Source organism: Thiopseudomonas denitrificans, assembly GCF_002866065.1.
Taxonomy (GTDB): Bacteria; Pseudomonadota; Gammaproteobacteria; order Pseudomonadales; family Pseudomonadaceae; genus Thiopseudomonas; species Thiopseudomonas denitrificans.
On record NZ_LNJZ01000005.1, the window covers coordinates 202,146 to 219,441 of the forward strand.

Here is a 17,296-nt window from a genome sequence, read left to right on the forward strand (position 1 = left end):
GCTTGCAGGCCCCAACTGATGTAGGATCGGCACGTGATGCGTGCCGACTTGCCGGAAGGTACGCCAAACTTGCAGGTCGGCGTGGTCCGGCCCGGCTGCACAGGGTACGGGGTGTGCCGGAACCAGGGAGAATCGAATTACATGAGTACCTTCAGGCTGAGTCGACAACAGATGACTGAAGCCATCCTGTTGTTCAGTGATGCCGGGATTGCCACGGAAATGCTGTATCCGGAATTCGAGGCCGTGCTGGACAATGTGGTCAGCATGCCGGAATGGGCCGACCAGCAGGTCCGTGCAGCTTACGTGGTGATCAATCCCCGGCTGCAGGTGCGCTCGGTGGTGCTGTTCTATCTGGATTTTGACGAGAAGGGTACCGCAGATTCGGGCTGGAATGTGCCCTTGCGCCAGTTGGTAGAGAAAGCGGAATACGGTCCTGATCTCGAAGGCGGCCCGATTCGTCTGGTATGCCGCAGCCAGTCTCCGATTCCATGGTTGCAAATGCATCTGTGGGACCCTGACCTGACACCGGGGCACAACCATCTGTACATGATCCGTGACGCGGTGAAACGCAACCAGCTGCGCTTGCTGGTCGAGGAAGAAGAAGCGGCGGCCACGGCACGGTTCGAACTGGACAAGTTGCAGGTGGTGGCGGAAGAGTCATGGCAGTTGCCGGCAGATGTGGAAAGGAAAAAAAACCAGGAACGCATAGCTGCCGAGCGTGAACGGGAGCAGCGCAAGAAAGCCGCCCAGCTGATCAAGCAGCAGCGCTTGCGTATGCGCACCCTGGAAACCGAGCATGGTGAGGCGCTGGCCGGTTTGCGCCGGCGTACCGAGCAGCAGTTGGCCGCCAGCCGGACCGGCATGCAACAGCTGGAACAGGAACTGCTGGCCCTGCAAGAGCAAAACCGGATCCTGAAAAAACAGGTCAGGCAACTGGGCCATATTGGCGAGAGTGCCAGGCAGCAGCTACAAAGCATGGCCGTCAAGGAGCAAAACCAGGTTGCCATGTTGAAGGAGCAGTTCGAGCAGGAGTTGCAGGCCCACAAGGAGCTGCTGGAAAACACCCACCAGGAACAGCGTCAACACCAGCAGCAGCGCTACGAAAGCCGCCTTGCCGGCTTGCAGGACGAGCTGCTGCAGGCCCGGAAAGAGGGTGACAGCATCCGTCAGGAGTGCAAGGCCATGCTGGCCGCCTCGAGCGCGGTGCTGGAGCGTCTGGAGGAGGCGGGAGTCTCTCTGGTGACCCTGCAGCCCGGTGCCGGGCATATCACCATCCCGGTGGATGAGGTGGACGAGTTCCTGAAAAGCCCGTCCGCCTATGCGGCCAGGTACTGCATGGTCAGTGAGGAGGATTACAAGGTCTGGCTCAAGCACTATGAAACGCCGGTATGTGATGCCCATATTCCGGTGACAGGCCAGTTGTGCGGTTTGCCGCTTGAGCGCAAGACGCATCCGAGCCGTTTTACCCAGGGCATTTCCAACCGCTGTTCCCGCCACAAGGAACTCTGGTAACCGGCCTGTTGATGCCCGGCATTTCCATGGCTGGCAGCTGTCTGCCGGCTGCTGCAAGTGTGTTCGCGGCGTGTAGCCCCGGTAACAGTAATGATCGCTGCCTGATCCGGCTCTACGCCAGCCGGTGTTTTTTCGCCATGTGTCCGAGCCGCCAGCCCAATAGAACGGCGGCGCAGGTCAGGCCGGCGATCAGGCCTTGCCACAATCCTGCCGGACCCTGTGCCGGACCGGCGATATCGGTCAAGCCAAGTGAATAACCGATGGGCAGGCCGATACCCCAGTAGGATGCCAGGGTGATCAGCATGGTGATCCGGGTATCCTGGTAGCCTCGCAAGGCGCCGGCGGCAGTCACCTGCACCGCATCGGAAAACTGGAATACGGCGGCGTAGATGATCAGGGTGGCGGCAATGCCCAGCACCTGCGGGTCACTGGTGTAGATGCGGGCAATCGGCTCGCGCAACAATGTCATGTAACTGGCAGAAACGCAGGCCAGCAACAGTGCGCTGCCCATCGCGACGCGGGCGGCAAAGGCTGCATCGGCCGGTCGGCCCGCGCCAAGGGTCTGCCCGACCCGCACCGTGGTCGCCATGCCCAGCGAGTAGGGTAGCATGAACACCAGCGAGCTGAAGTTGAGGGCGATCTGGTGCCCGGCCACTGTATTTGCGCCCAGCCCGCCGATCAGCAAGGCAATAACGGAGAAAATACTGGCCTCGGCAAAAATCGAGATACCGATCGGCAGGCCCAGGACCAGCAGCCCGCCGAGGGGCTGGCGCCGGGGCAGTGACCAGCGTTTGAATATTCCGTGCCGGCGGTAGTGGGGAGCCCAATAGACCCACCAGAACATCGCCAGCATCATGCAGACCATGACCAGCGCCGTGGCCCAGCCGCAGCCGACGCCGCCCATCGCCGGCAGGCCGAGCTTGCCGTGGATGAAGGCATAGTTGGCCGGAATGTTGATCAGCAGGCCAAGCAGGCCGATCACCATGCTCGGGCGGGTGCGGCCCAGCGCATCGCTGTAGCAGCGCAGTACCGTGTACAGTGCCAGTGCCGGAAAGCCGCAGGCAACGGCGCGCAGATAGCCCATCGCTGGTTCGACCAGTACGGGCTCTATGCCCAGCAGGACAAGCAGGGGTTCGGCGTTCCACATCAGTATTGCCAGCAGACTGCCCAGCAACAGGCCCAGCCACAGCGCCTGGTGTACCAGCGGGCCGATCTGGCGCGTGCCACCGGCACCGAAAATCCGCGCCACTTTGGCCGTGGTCGCCATCAGGACACCGCTCATGAACAGGAAGACAGGCATCCAGATCGAGTTGCCGAGGGCTACGGCAGCCAGATCGGTCGGGCTGACCCGGCCGGCCATCATGGTATCGACAAAGCCCATCGCCGCATTGGCCAGCTGGGCGACGACAATGGGGGCGGACAATTTCAGGAGTGCCCGCCACTCATTGAACAGGCGCGGGCGCAAAGCCGGGTTGGACATGGGGCGGGCAACTCAGAATAGATTGTATTTGCTGGCGGTGGCAGAGAATGACCAGAGCACGAACAGAATGAAAATGACCAGCGACAGGCTGCCTTGCAGCAACCAGAAACGGCCGGGTAGCGGGGCCGGCGAGTGGTTCCTGCAGAACAGGCTCAGTGCCAGCGCACAGCTGAAGGTGGCGAGCAGGGCACCGGCCAGCACATCGGTTGGCCAGTGTGCCGTCAGGTAAACCCGTGACAAGGCCACCAGGCTGGCCGGAAGGCAGGCCAGGGCAATCAGGAAGGTACGCAACTGCCAGCGCCGGGCCATGCCAAACAGGATGGCAATCACCAGGAAAAAGGTGAAAGCCCGAACGCTGTGTCCGCTGGGCATGCTGTAACCGTCCAGGACCTGTGGCAGCAAATGGGGACGAATGCGTGCCACCACTGCCTTGAACAGGGCATTGAGCAGGGTGGCACCCATCAGGCTGGTAGCGGCAAACAGTAGCGCGGTACGTGCCCGATACAGCAGTAGCAGCAGGCACAACAGGGCGTCCAGCATGATCTGCAGCTTGACATCACCGAGCTGGGTCAGCACCAGCATCAGCTTGTCGAGGGCAGAGCTGGACAGGCCCAGAATGAGCTGCTGCAGGTAGAGGTCGAAGACCTGCAACCATGGCCAGCCGGCCAGCATGGCCAGCAACAGCAGTCCGGTCAGCAGGGCAAGCAGGGCGTGGCGATGTGGCTGGCGGGTTCTTCCCAGCCAGATGCCGCTTGCGATCAGCAGGCCGAAACCACCTGTCAGCAAGAGGGCTTGTGGCCAGAAGCCGGGTGGCGGGGTGCTGTCCAGCGCAGCCCCGGCCAGCCAGCCGGGTATCACGGCAGAGAGCGACCAGATGCCGGCGCTACAGGCATTGATGAGGATGAAGCGTTTCCCCGACATGTGCAGCATGCCGGCCAGCATGGGCAGCACCGGGCGCAACGGGCCGATGAAGTGGCCAAAGAACAGGCTGGCCCCGCCATAGCTGGACAGGTGAACTTCAGCCTGGGCCAGCCATTGCGGGTGCTTGCGCAGCAGTGGCAGGCGATGAACGCCGGCCTGCAAACGGGCACCGAGCAGATACGAGCCGCTGTTGCCCAGAAAAGCCGCCAGCCATGCCAGTAGGGCCAGCGGCCACAGGGCAGCGCCGGCCTGCCCGGCCAGCAGGGCGGCAGAAAATACCAGAATCACGCCTGGCCAGATGATTCCGATCAATGCCGTGCACTCCACCAGGATGATCAGGAAGATGCTGACGCCAAGCCAGTGCGGATGCAGGGCAAGCCAGTCAAACAGTGGAGCAAAAAACTCGGACATCTCGGACATTGAATAACCGTAAATAAATCAGGGAGTGCTTCTCAGGGGCGGATTGTACAGGCACTGCGCAGGCCATACCAAGCGGCATCCGGAGTGCGTTCCGGGTTAGCTGCTGCGTTGCTGCCGCTCCGGCCCGGTGACTGGTTTCAGACGCCGGAAATGGCCGGGAGTTTCGCCTTGCCAGCGCTTGAAGGCACGCTGGAAGGCTTCGCTGGACGAAAAGCCCAGCTGCCAGGCAATCTCGGCAATCGACAGGCGGGTATCGTGCAGATAACTGGTTGCCAGGCTGTGGCGCGTTTCCTGCAACAGTTGACGGAAACTGCTGCCTTCCTGTTCCAGCCGGCGCTGCAGTGTCCAGGCGGGCAGGTGAAGCTGGCCGGCGATATCGGCCAGTTCCGGCTCGCCCTTGCGCAGTTGCGGGGCGAGCAGGCGAACCACCTGCTCGGACAAACTGGCAGGGCGTTGCTGCACGGCCAGTTGCTGTTGGCCTAGAGCCTGCAGCTCGTGCCAGCTGTGTGGGCAATGGCGCGGATTGGTCATGGCCAGTGTATGCGGACTGCACAGAAGACGGTTGGCCGGAGCCCCGAACTCGACCGGACAGCCAAATGCCTGCTCGAAAGCGGCGCCATGGGCTGGAGCCGGGTATTCGATCTGCACCCGTTCAAGCGTTACCGGGCCGCCTGCAACCTGCTGCATGTGGCTGTGCCAGCTTTTCAGAACAGCATCGACCACAAAGCGGTTGTAATCGTTGTACGGGGCAATGGAATAGAAACAGGCCCAGGCCCCGTCGGCACTTTCCTGCAGGCTGCTCCGGCCAAGGTAGTTACAGGCGTACAGGGGCTCGAAGGACGTCAGGATGCGCAGTGCCGAACGGACATCCGGTGCCAGCGCGGCACAGGCACCGGCCAGTCCGAAGTGTTCGAGACGGCTATGGGCCCCCATCAGCAGGCCCAGCCCGGGATGTCCGCTGAGTTCGATTGCCGCATGCCCCAGACGCATGTAATGGGGAATCGAGAGGCGCGCGCCGGCAGAGGCCAGACGCTGTGCCGGCAGCCCGAAGCGTTGCAGCAGCGGAGTGGCATCGATGCCCAGGGATTCCAGAGCGCCAACAACGGGATGAACAAAACCCGTCGACAGGTCGCCAAGCTGGATGCGGGGTCGGGACATGGCTTACCTTGGCGTCAGGGTCAGCCAGATCGGGGCATGGTCGGACGGCTTCTCCATGCCGCGCAGCCCGTAGTCGATACCGGCTTCGGCAAAGTGTGGCACCAGGGTACGACTGGCCATGATCAGGTCGATGCGCAGGCCGCGTTTGGGCGTGTCGTCGAAACCCTTGCTGCGGTAGTCGAACCAGCTGAAGCGGTCGTCGGTATCCGGATGCAGGTGGCGGAAGCTGTCGATCAGTCCCCAGTCCTTCAGGTGCTGCATCCATTCGCGCTCTTCCGGCAGAAAGCTGCACTTGCCGGTACGCAGCCAGCGCTTGGCATTGTCCGGGCCGATGCCGATATCACAGTCTTCCGGCGAGATGTTGAAATCGCCCATTACCACCACCGGGTCCTGTGGCGTGAACGAGGTTTCCAGCAGTGACTGCAAGTCGGCATAGAACCTGACTTTGCCCGGAAACTTGGTTTCGTGCTTGCGGTTTTCCCCCTGGGGAAAATAGCCATTCATCACGGTCACCCGCTGGCCGTTGGCATCGCGATAGTCGGCACGGATGAAGCGGCGCTGGGCATCTTCAGGATCGCCGGGAAACCCCTTGACCACGTTTTCCGGTGGCTGCTTCGACAGCAGTGCAACACCGTAGTGGCCCTTCTGCCCGTGGTGCTCCACGTGATAACCTAGCTTGCGAATCATTTCATGCGGGAACTGCTCGTCAGCCACCTTGATTTCCTGCAGGCCGATAACATCGGGCTGGTGGGTTTCGATCAGGGCTTCAAGCTGGTGCGGACGGGCACGCAGGCCGTTGATGTTGAAAGATACAAGCTTCATGAATGGTTTTTATCCTGCATTAAAACGACAGCATGATGCTGTCGGGTGTACGAATGTATGAGTTTTCAATGTGCAATATGCTAACACGGCCGCTGGCAGCCTTGTTGTTGCTGATGCTTGTCCAGAGCGGATGGGCGGCCCGGCTGGAAGTGGTCAGCAAGCCGGAAAACAAGGAACTGAATGCCAATGTGGCCGCCTTGATCGGTGATCTGGACGGCCATGATGCGGCCAGCCTGCGCCGTTATCAGCGTGCTGCCGTACAGCAGGCACGGCTGGCCGGCGAGGCACTGGGTTATTACAGCAACCGTTATCGCAGCGAAGTGCTGGATGGCGAAAAACCGGTGTTGCGGGTGCATGTCAGGGTGCGCGAGCCGGTACGGTTACGCACGGTAGACATCCGTGTCGAGGGCGAGGCGGCCGGCATGGATGCGTTCCGGGTGCGCGATCCGCGGCTCAAGCCGGGTGAGCAGTTGCACCATGGTGCTTACGACGAAATCAAAAGTGCCCTGCAGCAGCAGGGCCTGCGCTATGGCTTCTTTGCCGGCAAGTTCACCCGTCATCGTCTGCTGGTGGACCCGGCTGCCGGCGCGGCCGATATCGAGTTGCATTATGACAGCGGCCCGCGTTACCGGCTGGGGGCCGTCGAGTTTGCCGAAGCCGGCAAGATCGATGACCGTCTGCTGGCAGCACTGGTGCCGTTTGAGGATGGCACGCCCTATGACTCGGCGTTGCTGGCCGGGCTGTCGCAAAATCTGCAGAACACCGGCTACTTTGCCGGAGTGCAGGTGGATGCCCAGGGCACTGCCGATGGTCCGCAGGTGATCCCGGTACAGGTGCGGCTGGAACCGGCCAAACCGCGCACGCTGGGCCTGGGAGCCGGTTTTTCCACCGACGTCGGACCACGCGGGAGCTTCAGCTGGGAGCGTCACCGGGTCAACAGCAAGGGGCACAAGCTGGGCTTTGACAGCGAAATCTCCAAGCCCAAGCAGAATCTCAGTGGCTGGTACGCCATTCCGCTCAGCTCGCCCCTGTCGGACGAGCTGCGTTTTGTCGCCGGCTATCAGCGTGAAGAGCTGGTTGACGCCAGCAGCGAGCGGCTGACCCTGGGCACCCAGTGGCGTAAAAAGGTGCGCCACGACTGGCAGCGCACTATTGGCCTGCGCTGGGAAGACGAGCGCTATGAATATGACCGCGGCAGCAATCGCAGCCGGCACAGCAAGTTTCTGTTGCCGAGCATCGGCTTTGCCAAACTGAAAAGCGATTCCGCGCTGGATCCTTCCAAAGGTTACCGTCTGCAAATGGATGTCAGTGCCGGCTCCGGGAATGTGCTGTCCGATGCCGATGTGGTGCATGTCAGCGCGCTGGCGCGGGGGCTCACCACCCTGGCCGACAAGCACCGGGTGCTGGCGCGCATCGAGGTGGGTGGCGTGGCCACCGACAAGTACTCGGCCATTCCGCCATCGCTGCGCTTCTTTGCCGGTGGCGACCAGAGCGTGCGCGGCTACGACTACCAGAGCCTGTCGCCACGCGACGCGCAGCGTAACCGGGTGGGCGGACGTTATCTGGTGGCGCAGAGCCTGGAATACCAGTACGAATTTGTTGAGCGCTGGCGTGCTGCCACCTTCATTGATGCCGGTAATGCCACCGACAGCCTGACCGACAGCATGAAGGTGGGCGTGGGTGCCGGCATCCGCTGGGTGTCGCCGATCGGCCCGTTGCGACTGGACTTTGCCCATGCCCTGCATGATGACCGTGGCTGGCGCATCCACTTTTCCATGGGGCCGGAGTTATGACGCGAGCACGCCGTATCCTGCTGTGGGTTGTGTTGCCTTTACTGGCTGTGCTGGTGATGCTGCCGCTGGCTGGAACGGGCCTGCTGCTGAGCGAAGCCGGCAGTCGCTGGGTGCTGGAACGGGTGCCCGGGCTGAGTCTGGAACGCTATCGCGGTGCGTTGCTCGGGCAGTGGCAGGCGGAACGGCTGCAGTGGCAGGACGATGCAACGCTGGTGGTGCTGGAACAGCCGCTAATGGAGCTGGATGCCGCCTGCCTGTGGCGCGGCATGCTGTGTCTTGAGCGGCTGCAGATTCAACAGGTTGCACTGACATTGCCGGAAAGCACGGATGAGCCGGGTGAGCCAGCCACTGATGTGGAGCTGCCCGATATCAGCCTGCCGGTTTCACTGCGCATCGGCCAGCTGGCAATCGGCGAGCTATTGCTCAATGACGAACCCTTGCTGAATGACTTGAACCTTGCTGCCAGTGCCGCCGGCAACGAGCTGGTTGTCGGCAACCTGTCACTGGCCTATGACAATTATCATGCCGTGCTGAATGGTCGTTTGCAGCTTGATGGTAAATGGCCGCTGGAGCTTGTGCTAGATGCCGGTGGCGACTTGCCGGAACTTGGACAGCAGAAGATCAGTATCCGCCTGGATGGCGAACTGCAGGATGAGGTGCGACTGGACGGAGCCCTGCAAGGCGTCCTCAGCGGCAGCCTGCAGGCACGTGTGCAGCCTTTGCTGGCGGCACTGCCGGCCAGTCTGGAGCTGGTGCTGGAACAGCTGGAGCTGGGCGGAGCGTTGCCGGAGGACATGGTGGTGCAAAACCTGCACCTGTCGGCAGATGGCAGCCTGGAGCAGGGCTTTGCCTGGCGTCTGGACTCGGCGCTGCAGGCCAGGCAACAGGCGTTTACTCTTGCCGGCCATGGCAATGCCGGTGTGTCCGGTGCGGAAGTTGTGCAGCTGCGGCTGGCCCACGCCGACAGCGGGCATGTGCTGGTAGCAGGCAAGGCAGACTGGACAGACAGTCTGGATGCCAGCGCCACGGTGAATGTCGAAAGCTTTCCATGGCAGTACCTCGCCGGCATGGACGAGGCACCGGTGCAGGTCGACAGCGCACGGCTGGTTTTCGACTATGCCGACGACCGCTATCAGGGCAGTGTGCAGGGCAACCTGCACGGGCCGGCCGGCGAGTTCGCCATTGACAGCCGGCTGCAGGGTGATGCCGGGCGGGTGCGGGTCGAGCCGCTGCAGGTAACTGCGGGTAGCGGACGCGTGCATGGCGTGCTCGATGCGGCCTGGCAGGATGCGGTCAGCTGGGCGGCCGCGCTGGATATCGAGAACCTCGACCCTGCCTACTGGGTGGCCGATTTGCCCGGCCGTCTGGGTGGCCATCTGCATAGCGAAGGCCGGCTGGCCGGAGAAACCCTTGAATTGACCGCAGATGTACAGCTGGATGGTCAGTTGCGGCAGCAGCCGCTCAAGGCGCGGTTGCAGGCAGCAGGCAAGGGCGAGCACTGGCAGCTGCCGGTACTGGATGTGCGCCTTGGCGACAACCGTATTCAGGGTCAGGCGCAGCTGGATAATGAACTGTCCGGCAGACTGAAGCTGGACATGCCAAAGCCCGGCCAGCTGCAGCCCGGCATCAGCGGCAGCCTGCAGGGGCAGATACTGCTGGGCGGTACCCCGCAGCAGCCGGATGCCGACATTCAGCTCAATGGCCGCGGGCTGGCATTTGAGGGCCAGCGCCTGCGTGATCTCAGGCTGCAGGCGCAACTGGAGCAGGGTCATAGCGGCAAACTGAGCCTGCTGGTGCGGGGTCTGGCCAGTGGTGAGGAAATGCTCGGCCAGCTGCAGCTGAATGCTGCCGGCAGTCTGGAAAAGCACCAGCTGGACGCCAGCCTGACCGGCCCGCTGGCCAATGCCGGTCTGCGGCTGAGCGGCAGCCTGCAGGAAGATAGCCTGCACTGGCTGGGCCAGCTGGAGCAACTGAAGTTCAAGGTGGAAAACCAGGACTGGCAGCTGGAGCGCGCCATGGAGGTGGACTACCTGCATGAGCGGCATGCCCGTCTGGGAGCGCATTGTCTGATCAGCAGCCATGGCCGGCTCTGTGCCGATGGCCGGCAGCAGTTGCTGCCGCAGCTACAACTGGATTACCGCCTGCAGCAGCTGATGCTGGCCAGCCTGCAACCCTGGCTGCCGTCCGGACTGGGCATCGAGGGCCGGCTGAACGGCCAGCTGCAGGTGCAGGAGGACAAGAACGGCCTGAAGGGGCAGGTCGTGCTGGATGCTGGCCAGGGGGCGTTGCTGCTGGAAGATGAAGAACAGCGCTTTGCCTGGCGCACGCTGCAGGTGGCCGCCGACTTGCAGCCGGACACAGTGGATGCCCGTATCGAGTTGCAGGGTGCGGAGCAGGGCCGCCTGCTGATCCGGAGCAGGATCGACCCGCGTCCGGACGACAAGCCGCTCAACGGCAGCTTTGACCTGCGTGATCTGGACCTGCATGTCCTGCATGGTTTTGTGCCGGACATCGAGCATCTGCAGGGGCGTATCACGGGGCAGGGCGAGATTGCCGGTACCCTGCTGCAGCCGGTAGTTGATGGTGAAATCCTGCTGGCCGACGGTCATGTCGGTGGCGGCATGCTGCCGGTCAGCCTGGAGCAGCTGGGGCTGGCAATCCGCATCAGTGGTCAGCAGGCGCGTCTGGAAGGTGGCTGGCGCAGCGGCGACAAGGGCGTTGCCAGCCTGAGTGGCGACCTGGGCTGGGCTGATGAGCTGAGCGCCGCCATTGATTTGAAAGGCAGTGATCTGCCGGTGTTTGTCCAGCCCTATGCCGATCTGCAGGTGGCACCCGACCTGCATATCGCCTACGGTGCTGCCGGTCTGGCGGTTACCGGCAGCATCGCGGTGCCACGGGGCAACATCACCGTACCCGAGCTGCCGCCGGATTCGGTCAGCGTCTCCAGCGACACCGTCGTGGTCGGGCGTGAACAGCAGGAGTCCGGTCCCGAAGTGCACATGCGTATCGCCATTGACGTGGGCAGTGAGCGGCTCAAGTTCAGCGGCTTTGGCCTGACGTCCGATGTGCAGGGCAAGCTGCTGATCGCCGATAACCTGTCCGGTCGTGGCGTACTGGAACTGAAAAATGGTCGCTTCCGTGGCTATGGCCAGAAGCTCGATCTGCGCCGGGCGCGACTGATCTTTTCCGGACCGCTGACCCAGCCCTACATCGACATCGAAGCCGTTCGCGTTACCGGTGATGTAACCGCCGGCCTGCGTGTCAGCGGGCTGGCCGAGCAGCCGCAGGCGGAGGTCTTTTCCGAGCCGCCGATGGCCCAGGAGCAGGCCATGTCCTGGCTGCTGCTGGGCAAGCCGCTGGGCAGCAGCGAGGACGGCAACATGATGGCTGAGGCGGCGGTAGGGCTTGGCCTGATGGGCGCCCTGCCGGTGACGCAGAAACTGGCTGACAGTCTGGGTATCGAGGACTTCCAGCTGGAAAGCGAAGGCAGTGGTGATGCCACCAGCGTGGTCGCCAGCGGGCAAATCACCGAGCGGCTGAGCCTGCGTTATGGTGTCGGCATCTTCGAGCCGGGTACCACCCTGGGGTTGCGCTACAAACTGACCCGCCGGCTGTATCTGGATGCCGCCAGCGGGCTGGCCAACTCGCTGGACCTGTTCTACCGCCGCAGTTTCTAGCATAAAGGGGTCAGGTACATTTACGCCGCGCGTAAATGTACCTGACCCCTTTATGGGTTTTCGTGTTACAATTCGCTCATCTTAGGCAGCCCCCGAGGCTTTATGCTTACTCCACAAGCATCTTTTTCCCGCTCCATCTCTCCCCATCTGTTCGACAACCAATGGCGTAGTGGCCGTTAGCTTCTCTCCTGGTCTGCAAGTTCCCGGGCACCAGACCCGCCCGAACCCTTAATTTCAGACACAAGGAATCTCTCAAAAAGCACTCTTCTTCCTTTAGAAAGCATGTGATCCTCATCCGGGCCAACCAGTGTGTTTGCCTGATGGAAATGGATACCGGTAAATGCGAACCATGTTATTCGCCAACACATGCATAGTGTTTTTTCAGAGCATCCCTGCTGCGTTGCCCAAGATGGCAACGCCAGAGAGGCGAAGATGTATTACTGGATCATGCTGGCCCTGGCTGTAGTGGCCGAGGTGGCCAGCACCATAGGCATGAAATATGCCGCAACCCATTCACCCGTGCTGGGCTATGCCTTCATGACGGTGATGATCTCCTTTTCCATGTATGCCTTTTCCCGGGCGGTGATGCACATCCCGCTGGCCGTATCCTATGCGGTATGGGAAGGCGCCGGCCTGTTCCTGATTGCCATGGCCGGCATGCTGCTGTTTGGCGAATACCTGAGCACCGGCCAGTTGCTGGCTGTTGCGCTGATGATGTTCGGCCTGTTGCTGGTCACCTTCGACCAGGGACCGGACAAGAGCGAACAACCAGCCGAGCAAGGGAGGGTAGAGGCATGATTCTTCCCGTATCCCTTCTGCTGGGCTCGGTCTCGCTGGACCTGGTGGCCAACTACTGCTTGAAGCGCTCCTGCGGTTTCCAGCGCATGGCCTGGGGCATTACCGGTTTGCTGATGATCATTCTGGCCTTCGTTCTGCTCAGCATTGTGGTGCGCTATGTGCCGTTGAGTGTGGCCTATTCGGCCTGGGGCAGCCTGGGTGTGCTGGGTACCGTGACCCTGGACCGCTTTCTGTTCAATTCACGCCTTGGCCGTCAGGGCATTATTGGCGTGATCTGCATTGTGCTGGGCATCATCGGATTGCAGCTGGCCTGATTGGGCGGGCGAAAATGCCAGAAAAGGGGCCAGGTACATTTATTGCCGGTAAATGTACCTGACCCCTTTTCCTTTCTGTTCTGGCACAATCATCAGTCTTCTTCGCACGCAAGGAGCATTGCCGTCATGCACAGCAAACTGGCCGATGTCGGCCTCACTATTTTTAGCCAGATGACCCAGCTGGCCCGGCAGCACGGAGCGCTCAACCTGTCCCAGGGCTTCCCGGACTTTCCCGCTCCGCTGGCGCTGAAGGAAGCGCTGACGAAGCACGTCATGGCCGATGCCAACCAGTACGCTCCCATGACCGGACTGCCGGCGCTGCGTGAGCAGGTGGCCGCCCTGATCGATCGCTGTTATGGCGCGAGTGTATGTCCCGAGAACGAGATCACCATCACCCCGGGTGCCACCGAGGCGATTTTCTGTGCCATCCAGGCGCTGGTACATCCGGGCGATGAGGTGATCGTTCTTGACCCCTGCTATGACAGCTATGAACCTTCGGTACGTCTGGCTGGTGGCATCACCCGCCATGTGCCGCTGGACGAAGGGTTCGCGCCGGACTGGGAGGCATTCGCCGCCGCCATCAGCGACCGCACCCGGCTGGTCATCATCAACAGTCCGCACAATCCCAGCGGCGCGGTGTTCACCAAAGCCGATCTGGATCAGCTGGCTGCCCTGACCGAATCCCGCGGCATCCATGTGCTCAGCGACGAAGTCTACGAGCACCTGGTGTATGACGGCTTGCAGCACCACAGCGTGCTGGCGCATCCGCAGCTTTATGGCCGTGCCGTTGTCGTCAGCTCTTTCGGCAAGAGTTTCCATGTCACCGGCTGGAAAACCGGCTATCTGGTGGCGCCGCCGGCGCTCAGTGCGGAAATCCGCAAGGTACACCAGTACGTCAGCTTCTGTGCACCTACTCCGTTGCAATGGGCACTGGTCGATTTCATGCAACAGCATCCCGAACATGTGGAGGAGCTGGCCGCTTTCTACCAGGCCAAGCGTGACCGCTTGTGCGCCGTGCTGGCCGACTCGCGTTTCAGTTTTGCCCCTGCCGCCGGCACCTATTTTCAGCTGGTGGACTACAGTGCCATCCGTGATGATCTGGATGATGTCGCCATGGCACGCTGGCTGACCGAGGAAAAGGGCATTGCCACCATTCCGCTGTCCGTTTTTTATCAGAACCCGCCAGAAGGGCAGCGCTGGTTGCGCCTGTGTTTTGCCAAGACCGCCGAGACCCTGGACCGGGCAGGAGAGTTGTTATGCAAGATTTGACCCCACGTGAAGACCTGAATGTGGCACTGGTGCAGGCACCGGTGATCCGCTTCGATACCGAAACCAACTTGAGTAATTTCGACCGCCTGTTGCAGCAGGTACAGGGAGCCGACCTGGTGCTGCTGCCGGAGATGTTCAATACCGGTTTCAGCATGGATTCGGCCGAGCAGGCCGAGGCCGTCGATGGCCCCAGCACCCGCTGGCTGCAAGAGCAGGCGGCCCGGCTTGATGCAGTGGTGTGTGGCACGCTGACCATCAAGGCCGGCGAGGGCGACTACCGCAACCGGCTGGTCTGGGCCCGGCCCGATGGCAGTCTTGAGTACTATGACAAGCGCCACCTGTTCCGTATGGCCGGTGAGCACACCCGTTTCACTCCCGGTGACCGGCGGTTGATGGTCGAGCTGAAAGGCTGGCGCATCCGTCCGCTGGTCTGCTACGACCTGCGCTTTCCGGTATGGAGCCGTGATGCGCAAACCACCGACTTGCTGTTTTATCTGGCCAGCTGGCCACAGGTGCGTCGTGACGCCTGGAACCGTCTGCTGCCGGCCCGCGCCATCGAGAACCTGTGCTATGTGGCTGGCGTTAACCGCATTGGTGAAGACCACAATGGCCACGCCCACAGTGGCGACTCCCAGGTGCTCGACTTCATTGGCGATAGCCTGCTGCATGTGCGTGACCAGGAAGGTGTCTATCAGGTGCGGCTCAGCGCGGCGAAGCTGGACCGCTTCAAGCAGCGTTTCCCGGCCTGGATGGATGCCGACGACTACAGCCTGCCGGATGCTGTTGAGAACTGACCGTGGCAACACGCAAGATCATCCATATTGACGCCGACTGCTTCTATGCGGCGGTGGAGATGCGCGAGGATCCTGCGCTGTACGGCAAGCCGGTGGCCGTGGGCGGCAATCCGCGTCAGCGTGGCGTGGTCGCCACCTGCAATTACGAGGCGCGTAGCTGGGGCGTGCATTCGGCGATGTCGATGGCGCAGGCGCTGAAAATCTGCCCTGACCTGATCGTGATTCCGGTACGCATGGAACTGTACCGGCAGGTTTCGCAACAAATCCACCAGATCCTGCAGGACTACACCGAGCTGATCGAGCCCCTGTCGCTAGACGAAGCCTTTCTGGATGTCACCGACAGCGACAACTGCAAGGGCAGCGCCACCCTGATGGCGCAGGAGATCCGCAGCCGGGTCTGGCAGGACCTGCGGCTGGTGGTGTCAGCCGGTGTCGCGCCGAACAAATTTCTGGCCAAGATCGCCTCCGACTGGCGCAAACCCAACGGGTTGTTCACCATCACGCCGGACGAAGTGGATGACTTCGTGTTGCAACTGCCGGTGAACAAGCTGCATGGCGTCGGCAAGGTCACGGCGCAGAAACTGGAGCGGCTGGGCATCGACAGCTGCGCCCGGCTGCGCGAGTTTGACCGGCTGGAGCTGGTGCGCCAGTTCGGCAAGTTTGGCGAGCGTCTGTGGCAGCTGGCGCACGGCATCGACGAGCGGCCGGTGGAGGCCAACAGCAGACGCCAGAGCGTCAGTGTGGAAGAGACCTACAGCGAGGACCTGCCGGACCTGAAGGCATGCCTGGACAAGCTGCCCGAACTGATGACCAGCCTGCAGCGGCGCATGGGGCGGCTGGACGAACATTACCGGATCGACCGGCCGCACGTGAAAATCAAGTTTCATGACTTCACCCAGACCACCCTGGAACAGGCCGGGGCACTGGTCAGTCAGGAGCGCTTTGCCATGATGCTGGCGGCGGCCCACGCCCGCGGCAACAAGCCGGTACGCCTGCTCGGCATCGGTGTGCGACTGGAAGACCTGAAAGGCCGGGCACAGCAGCTGGAGCTGCCATTGCCGGCTGATAACTAAAGGGGGCCAAACAAAGAGGTCAGGTGCATTTATTGCCAGCAATAAATGTACCTGACCTCTTTGTTTCATAAGTGTACCTGACCCCTTTAATTTGGCTTTTACCCTAGCAGTTTCTGAGCGGCTACGCTCAGGCTGACTACCAGCAGCATCAGGGCAAAAATGCGCTGCAGCATGATGCCGCCCAGGCGAACGGCCAGTTTATTGCCTAGCAGTACGCCGGCGGCACCGCCGGCAAACAGGCCGCTGAGCAGGTCGGCGGGTGGATTGGCCGAGCCCAGATAGATGAAGAAGCCCGAGCCCGATACCAGTGCTATCACCGCCATCGAGGTGGCTGCCGCAGCCAGCATGCCTAAAGGACTGAACCAGAGCAGGGCGGGCACGATCAGAAAGCCGCCGCCTACGCCAAGCAGCCCCGACAGCACTCCGACCAGCAAGCCGGTAATGGCCAAAATGACTGGGCGCAGTAACTGGCCGGTTTTTTCCGGCAGTTGGGCCTGACGCCACATGCGCTGTGCCGACCAGAGCACCAGCAGGCAGAAAGCCCAGACCAGCAGGGTTTCCGGTACAAAATGTCCCAACTTTTGGCCCAGCCAGCTGCCGGGCACGCCGCAGAGGGCGAGAATGAGCACGATGCGTGGCTGGATATCGCCGCTGCGCCAGCGTCCCAGCGCCCCGATCAGCGCCGACAGGCCAACGGCACCCAGACTGACGCCGATGGCATCGCGCATCGGCAGATGCAGGCTGAGCAGCAGCGGCAATGCCACCAGCGAGCCGCCGGCGCCGGTCAGTCCCAGCAGGCTGCCGAGTATCAGGCCGATGCCCAGTGTTTCCAGTGGAAATGCCATGTTGCCTGCCAGTTGCTGATGAGGGGCCGGTGAGGGGTTCCGGTGTGCCCAATGATACCTGCGGTTATGGCAGCTTGCAGTATGAAATCGGCGGCGGCTCGAGTATCCTGCCTTGTCCCGTTGCCGGATATCGTTCTTCACGAAGCCGGACACGCGGGGCAAAATTTTTATCCGGAGATTCAACCCAAATGCAACAAGACGAGTCCGCAGACAAGATTTCACCGCGCGCAAAGGTCATGGGCATATCAGTGGTGTCGCTACTGTTGTGTACGGCGGTGTCGATCATCGCCATCATCAATGACCGCATGACCATAGCCGGCGTGTTTGCCGTGCTGGCGGTCGGCTCGCACCTGAATTTCTGGCGGCTGCTGAACAAGAGCCATCGTGAGAGCGAGGCTGCAGCCGGCACGGACGACTGAA

Annotated in this window: 14 protein-coding genes; 9 read left to right on the top strand and 5 right to left on the bottom strand. The window is 61.9% G+C overall.

The features are described from left to right. Nucleotides 1–141: 141 nt before the first annotated feature. The gene (locus AR306_RS04280) at nucleotides 142–1,512 is read left to right on the top strand and encodes a coiled-coil domain-containing protein (RefSeq protein ID WP_133539655.1); all 1,371 of its coding nucleotides are present in this window, start codon (nucleotides 142–144) and stop codon (nucleotides 1,510–1,512) included. Nucleotides 1,513–1,624: 112 nt separating this feature from the next. On the opposite strand, the gene AR306_RS04285 is transcribed toward AR306_RS04280, so the two are convergent. From AR306_RS04285 to xthA, 4 genes are all read right to left on the bottom strand, one after another. Next, complete coding sequence (locus AR306_RS04285; RefSeq protein WP_101496317.1) at nucleotides 1,625–2,992, bottom strand: MATE family efflux transporter; 1,368 nt, start codon at nucleotides 2,990–2,992, stop codon at nucleotides 1,625–1,627. Nucleotides 2,993–3,004: 12 nt separating this feature from the next. Beyond that, entirely contained in the window at nucleotides 3,005–4,333 is a 1,329-nt protein-coding gene (locus AR306_RS04290) for a bifunctional DedA family/phosphatase PAP2 family protein (protein ID WP_101496318.1), read from the bottom strand. A 96-nt stretch (nucleotides 4,334–4,429) separates the two neighbouring features. Further along, nucleotides 4,430–5,491, bottom strand: a complete 1,062-nt coding sequence (locus AR306_RS04295; RefSeq protein WP_101496319.1) for an AraC family transcriptional regulator — start codon at nucleotides 5,489–5,491, stop codon at nucleotides 4,430–4,432. 3 nt (nucleotides 5,492–5,494) lie between these two features. Then, a complete protein-coding gene (gene xthA / locus AR306_RS04300; RefSeq protein ID WP_101496320.1) occupies nucleotides 5,495–6,313 on the bottom strand; it encodes an exodeoxyribonuclease III in 819 nt (272 codons plus the stop codon). Nucleotides 6,314–6,390: 77 nt separating this feature from the next. Here xthA and AR306_RS04305 point away from each other — a divergent pair, with 77 nt between their 5' ends. The 7 genes from AR306_RS04305 (at nucleotide 6,391) to dinB (ending at nucleotide 16,031) form a co-directional block, all read left to right on the top strand. Further along, complete coding sequence (locus AR306_RS04305) at nucleotides 6,391–8,106, top strand: autotransporter assembly complex protein TamA (protein WP_101496500.1); 1,716 nt, start codon at nucleotides 6,391–6,393, stop codon at nucleotides 8,104–8,106. After that, on the top strand, nucleotides 8,103–11,783 hold the full coding sequence (locus AR306_RS04310; protein ID WP_101496321.1) for a translocation/assembly module TamB domain-containing protein: 3,681 nt from the start codon (nucleotides 8,103–8,105) through the stop codon (nucleotides 11,781–11,783). Before AR306_RS04305 ends, AR306_RS04310 begins: the two co-directional genes overlap by 4 nt. A gap of 432 nt (nucleotides 11,784–12,215) precedes the next feature. After that, nucleotides 12,216–12,581: a DMT family transporter gene (locus tag AR306_RS04315; protein WP_101496322.1), complete on the top strand. Its 366-nt coding sequence runs from the start codon at nucleotides 12,216–12,218 to the stop codon at nucleotides 12,579–12,581. Further along, a complete protein-coding gene (locus tag AR306_RS04320; protein ID WP_101496323.1) occupies nucleotides 12,578–12,895 on the top strand; it encodes a DMT family transporter in 318 nt (105 codons plus the stop codon). The genes AR306_RS04315 and AR306_RS04320 overlap by 4 nt, the downstream gene beginning before the upstream one ends. Nucleotides 12,896–13,021: 126 nt before the next feature. Beyond that, complete coding sequence (locus AR306_RS04325; protein WP_101496324.1) at nucleotides 13,022–14,164, top strand: pyridoxal phosphate-dependent aminotransferase; 1,143 nt, start codon at nucleotides 13,022–13,024, stop codon at nucleotides 14,162–14,164. Further along, complete coding sequence (locus AR306_RS04330) at nucleotides 14,152–14,958, top strand: amidohydrolase (protein ID WP_101496325.1); 807 nt, start codon at nucleotides 14,152–14,154, stop codon at nucleotides 14,956–14,958. Before AR306_RS04325 ends, AR306_RS04330 begins: the two co-directional genes overlap by 13 nt. A gap of 2 nt (nucleotides 14,959–14,960) precedes the next feature. Further along, nucleotides 14,961–16,031: a DNA polymerase IV gene (gene dinB, locus AR306_RS04335; RefSeq protein WP_101496326.1), complete on the top strand. Its 1,071-nt coding sequence runs from the start codon at nucleotides 14,961–14,963 to the stop codon at nucleotides 16,029–16,031. Nucleotides 16,032–16,129: 98 nt separating this feature from the next. Here dinB and AR306_RS04340 read toward each other — a convergent pair whose 3' ends face one another. Next, a complete protein-coding gene (locus AR306_RS04340; protein WP_101496327.1) occupies nucleotides 16,130–16,876 on the bottom strand; it encodes a sulfite exporter TauE/SafE family protein in 747 nt (248 codons plus the stop codon). A gap of 188 nt (nucleotides 16,877–17,064) precedes the next feature. On the opposite strand from AR306_RS04340, the gene AR306_RS04345 reads away from it, so the two are divergent. Next, nucleotides 17,065–17,295: a hypothetical protein gene (locus AR306_RS04345; RefSeq protein ID WP_101496328.1), complete on the top strand. Its 231-nt coding sequence runs from the start codon at nucleotides 17,065–17,067 to the stop codon at nucleotides 17,293–17,295. The last annotated feature ends 1 nt before the right edge of the window (nucleotide 17,296 follow it).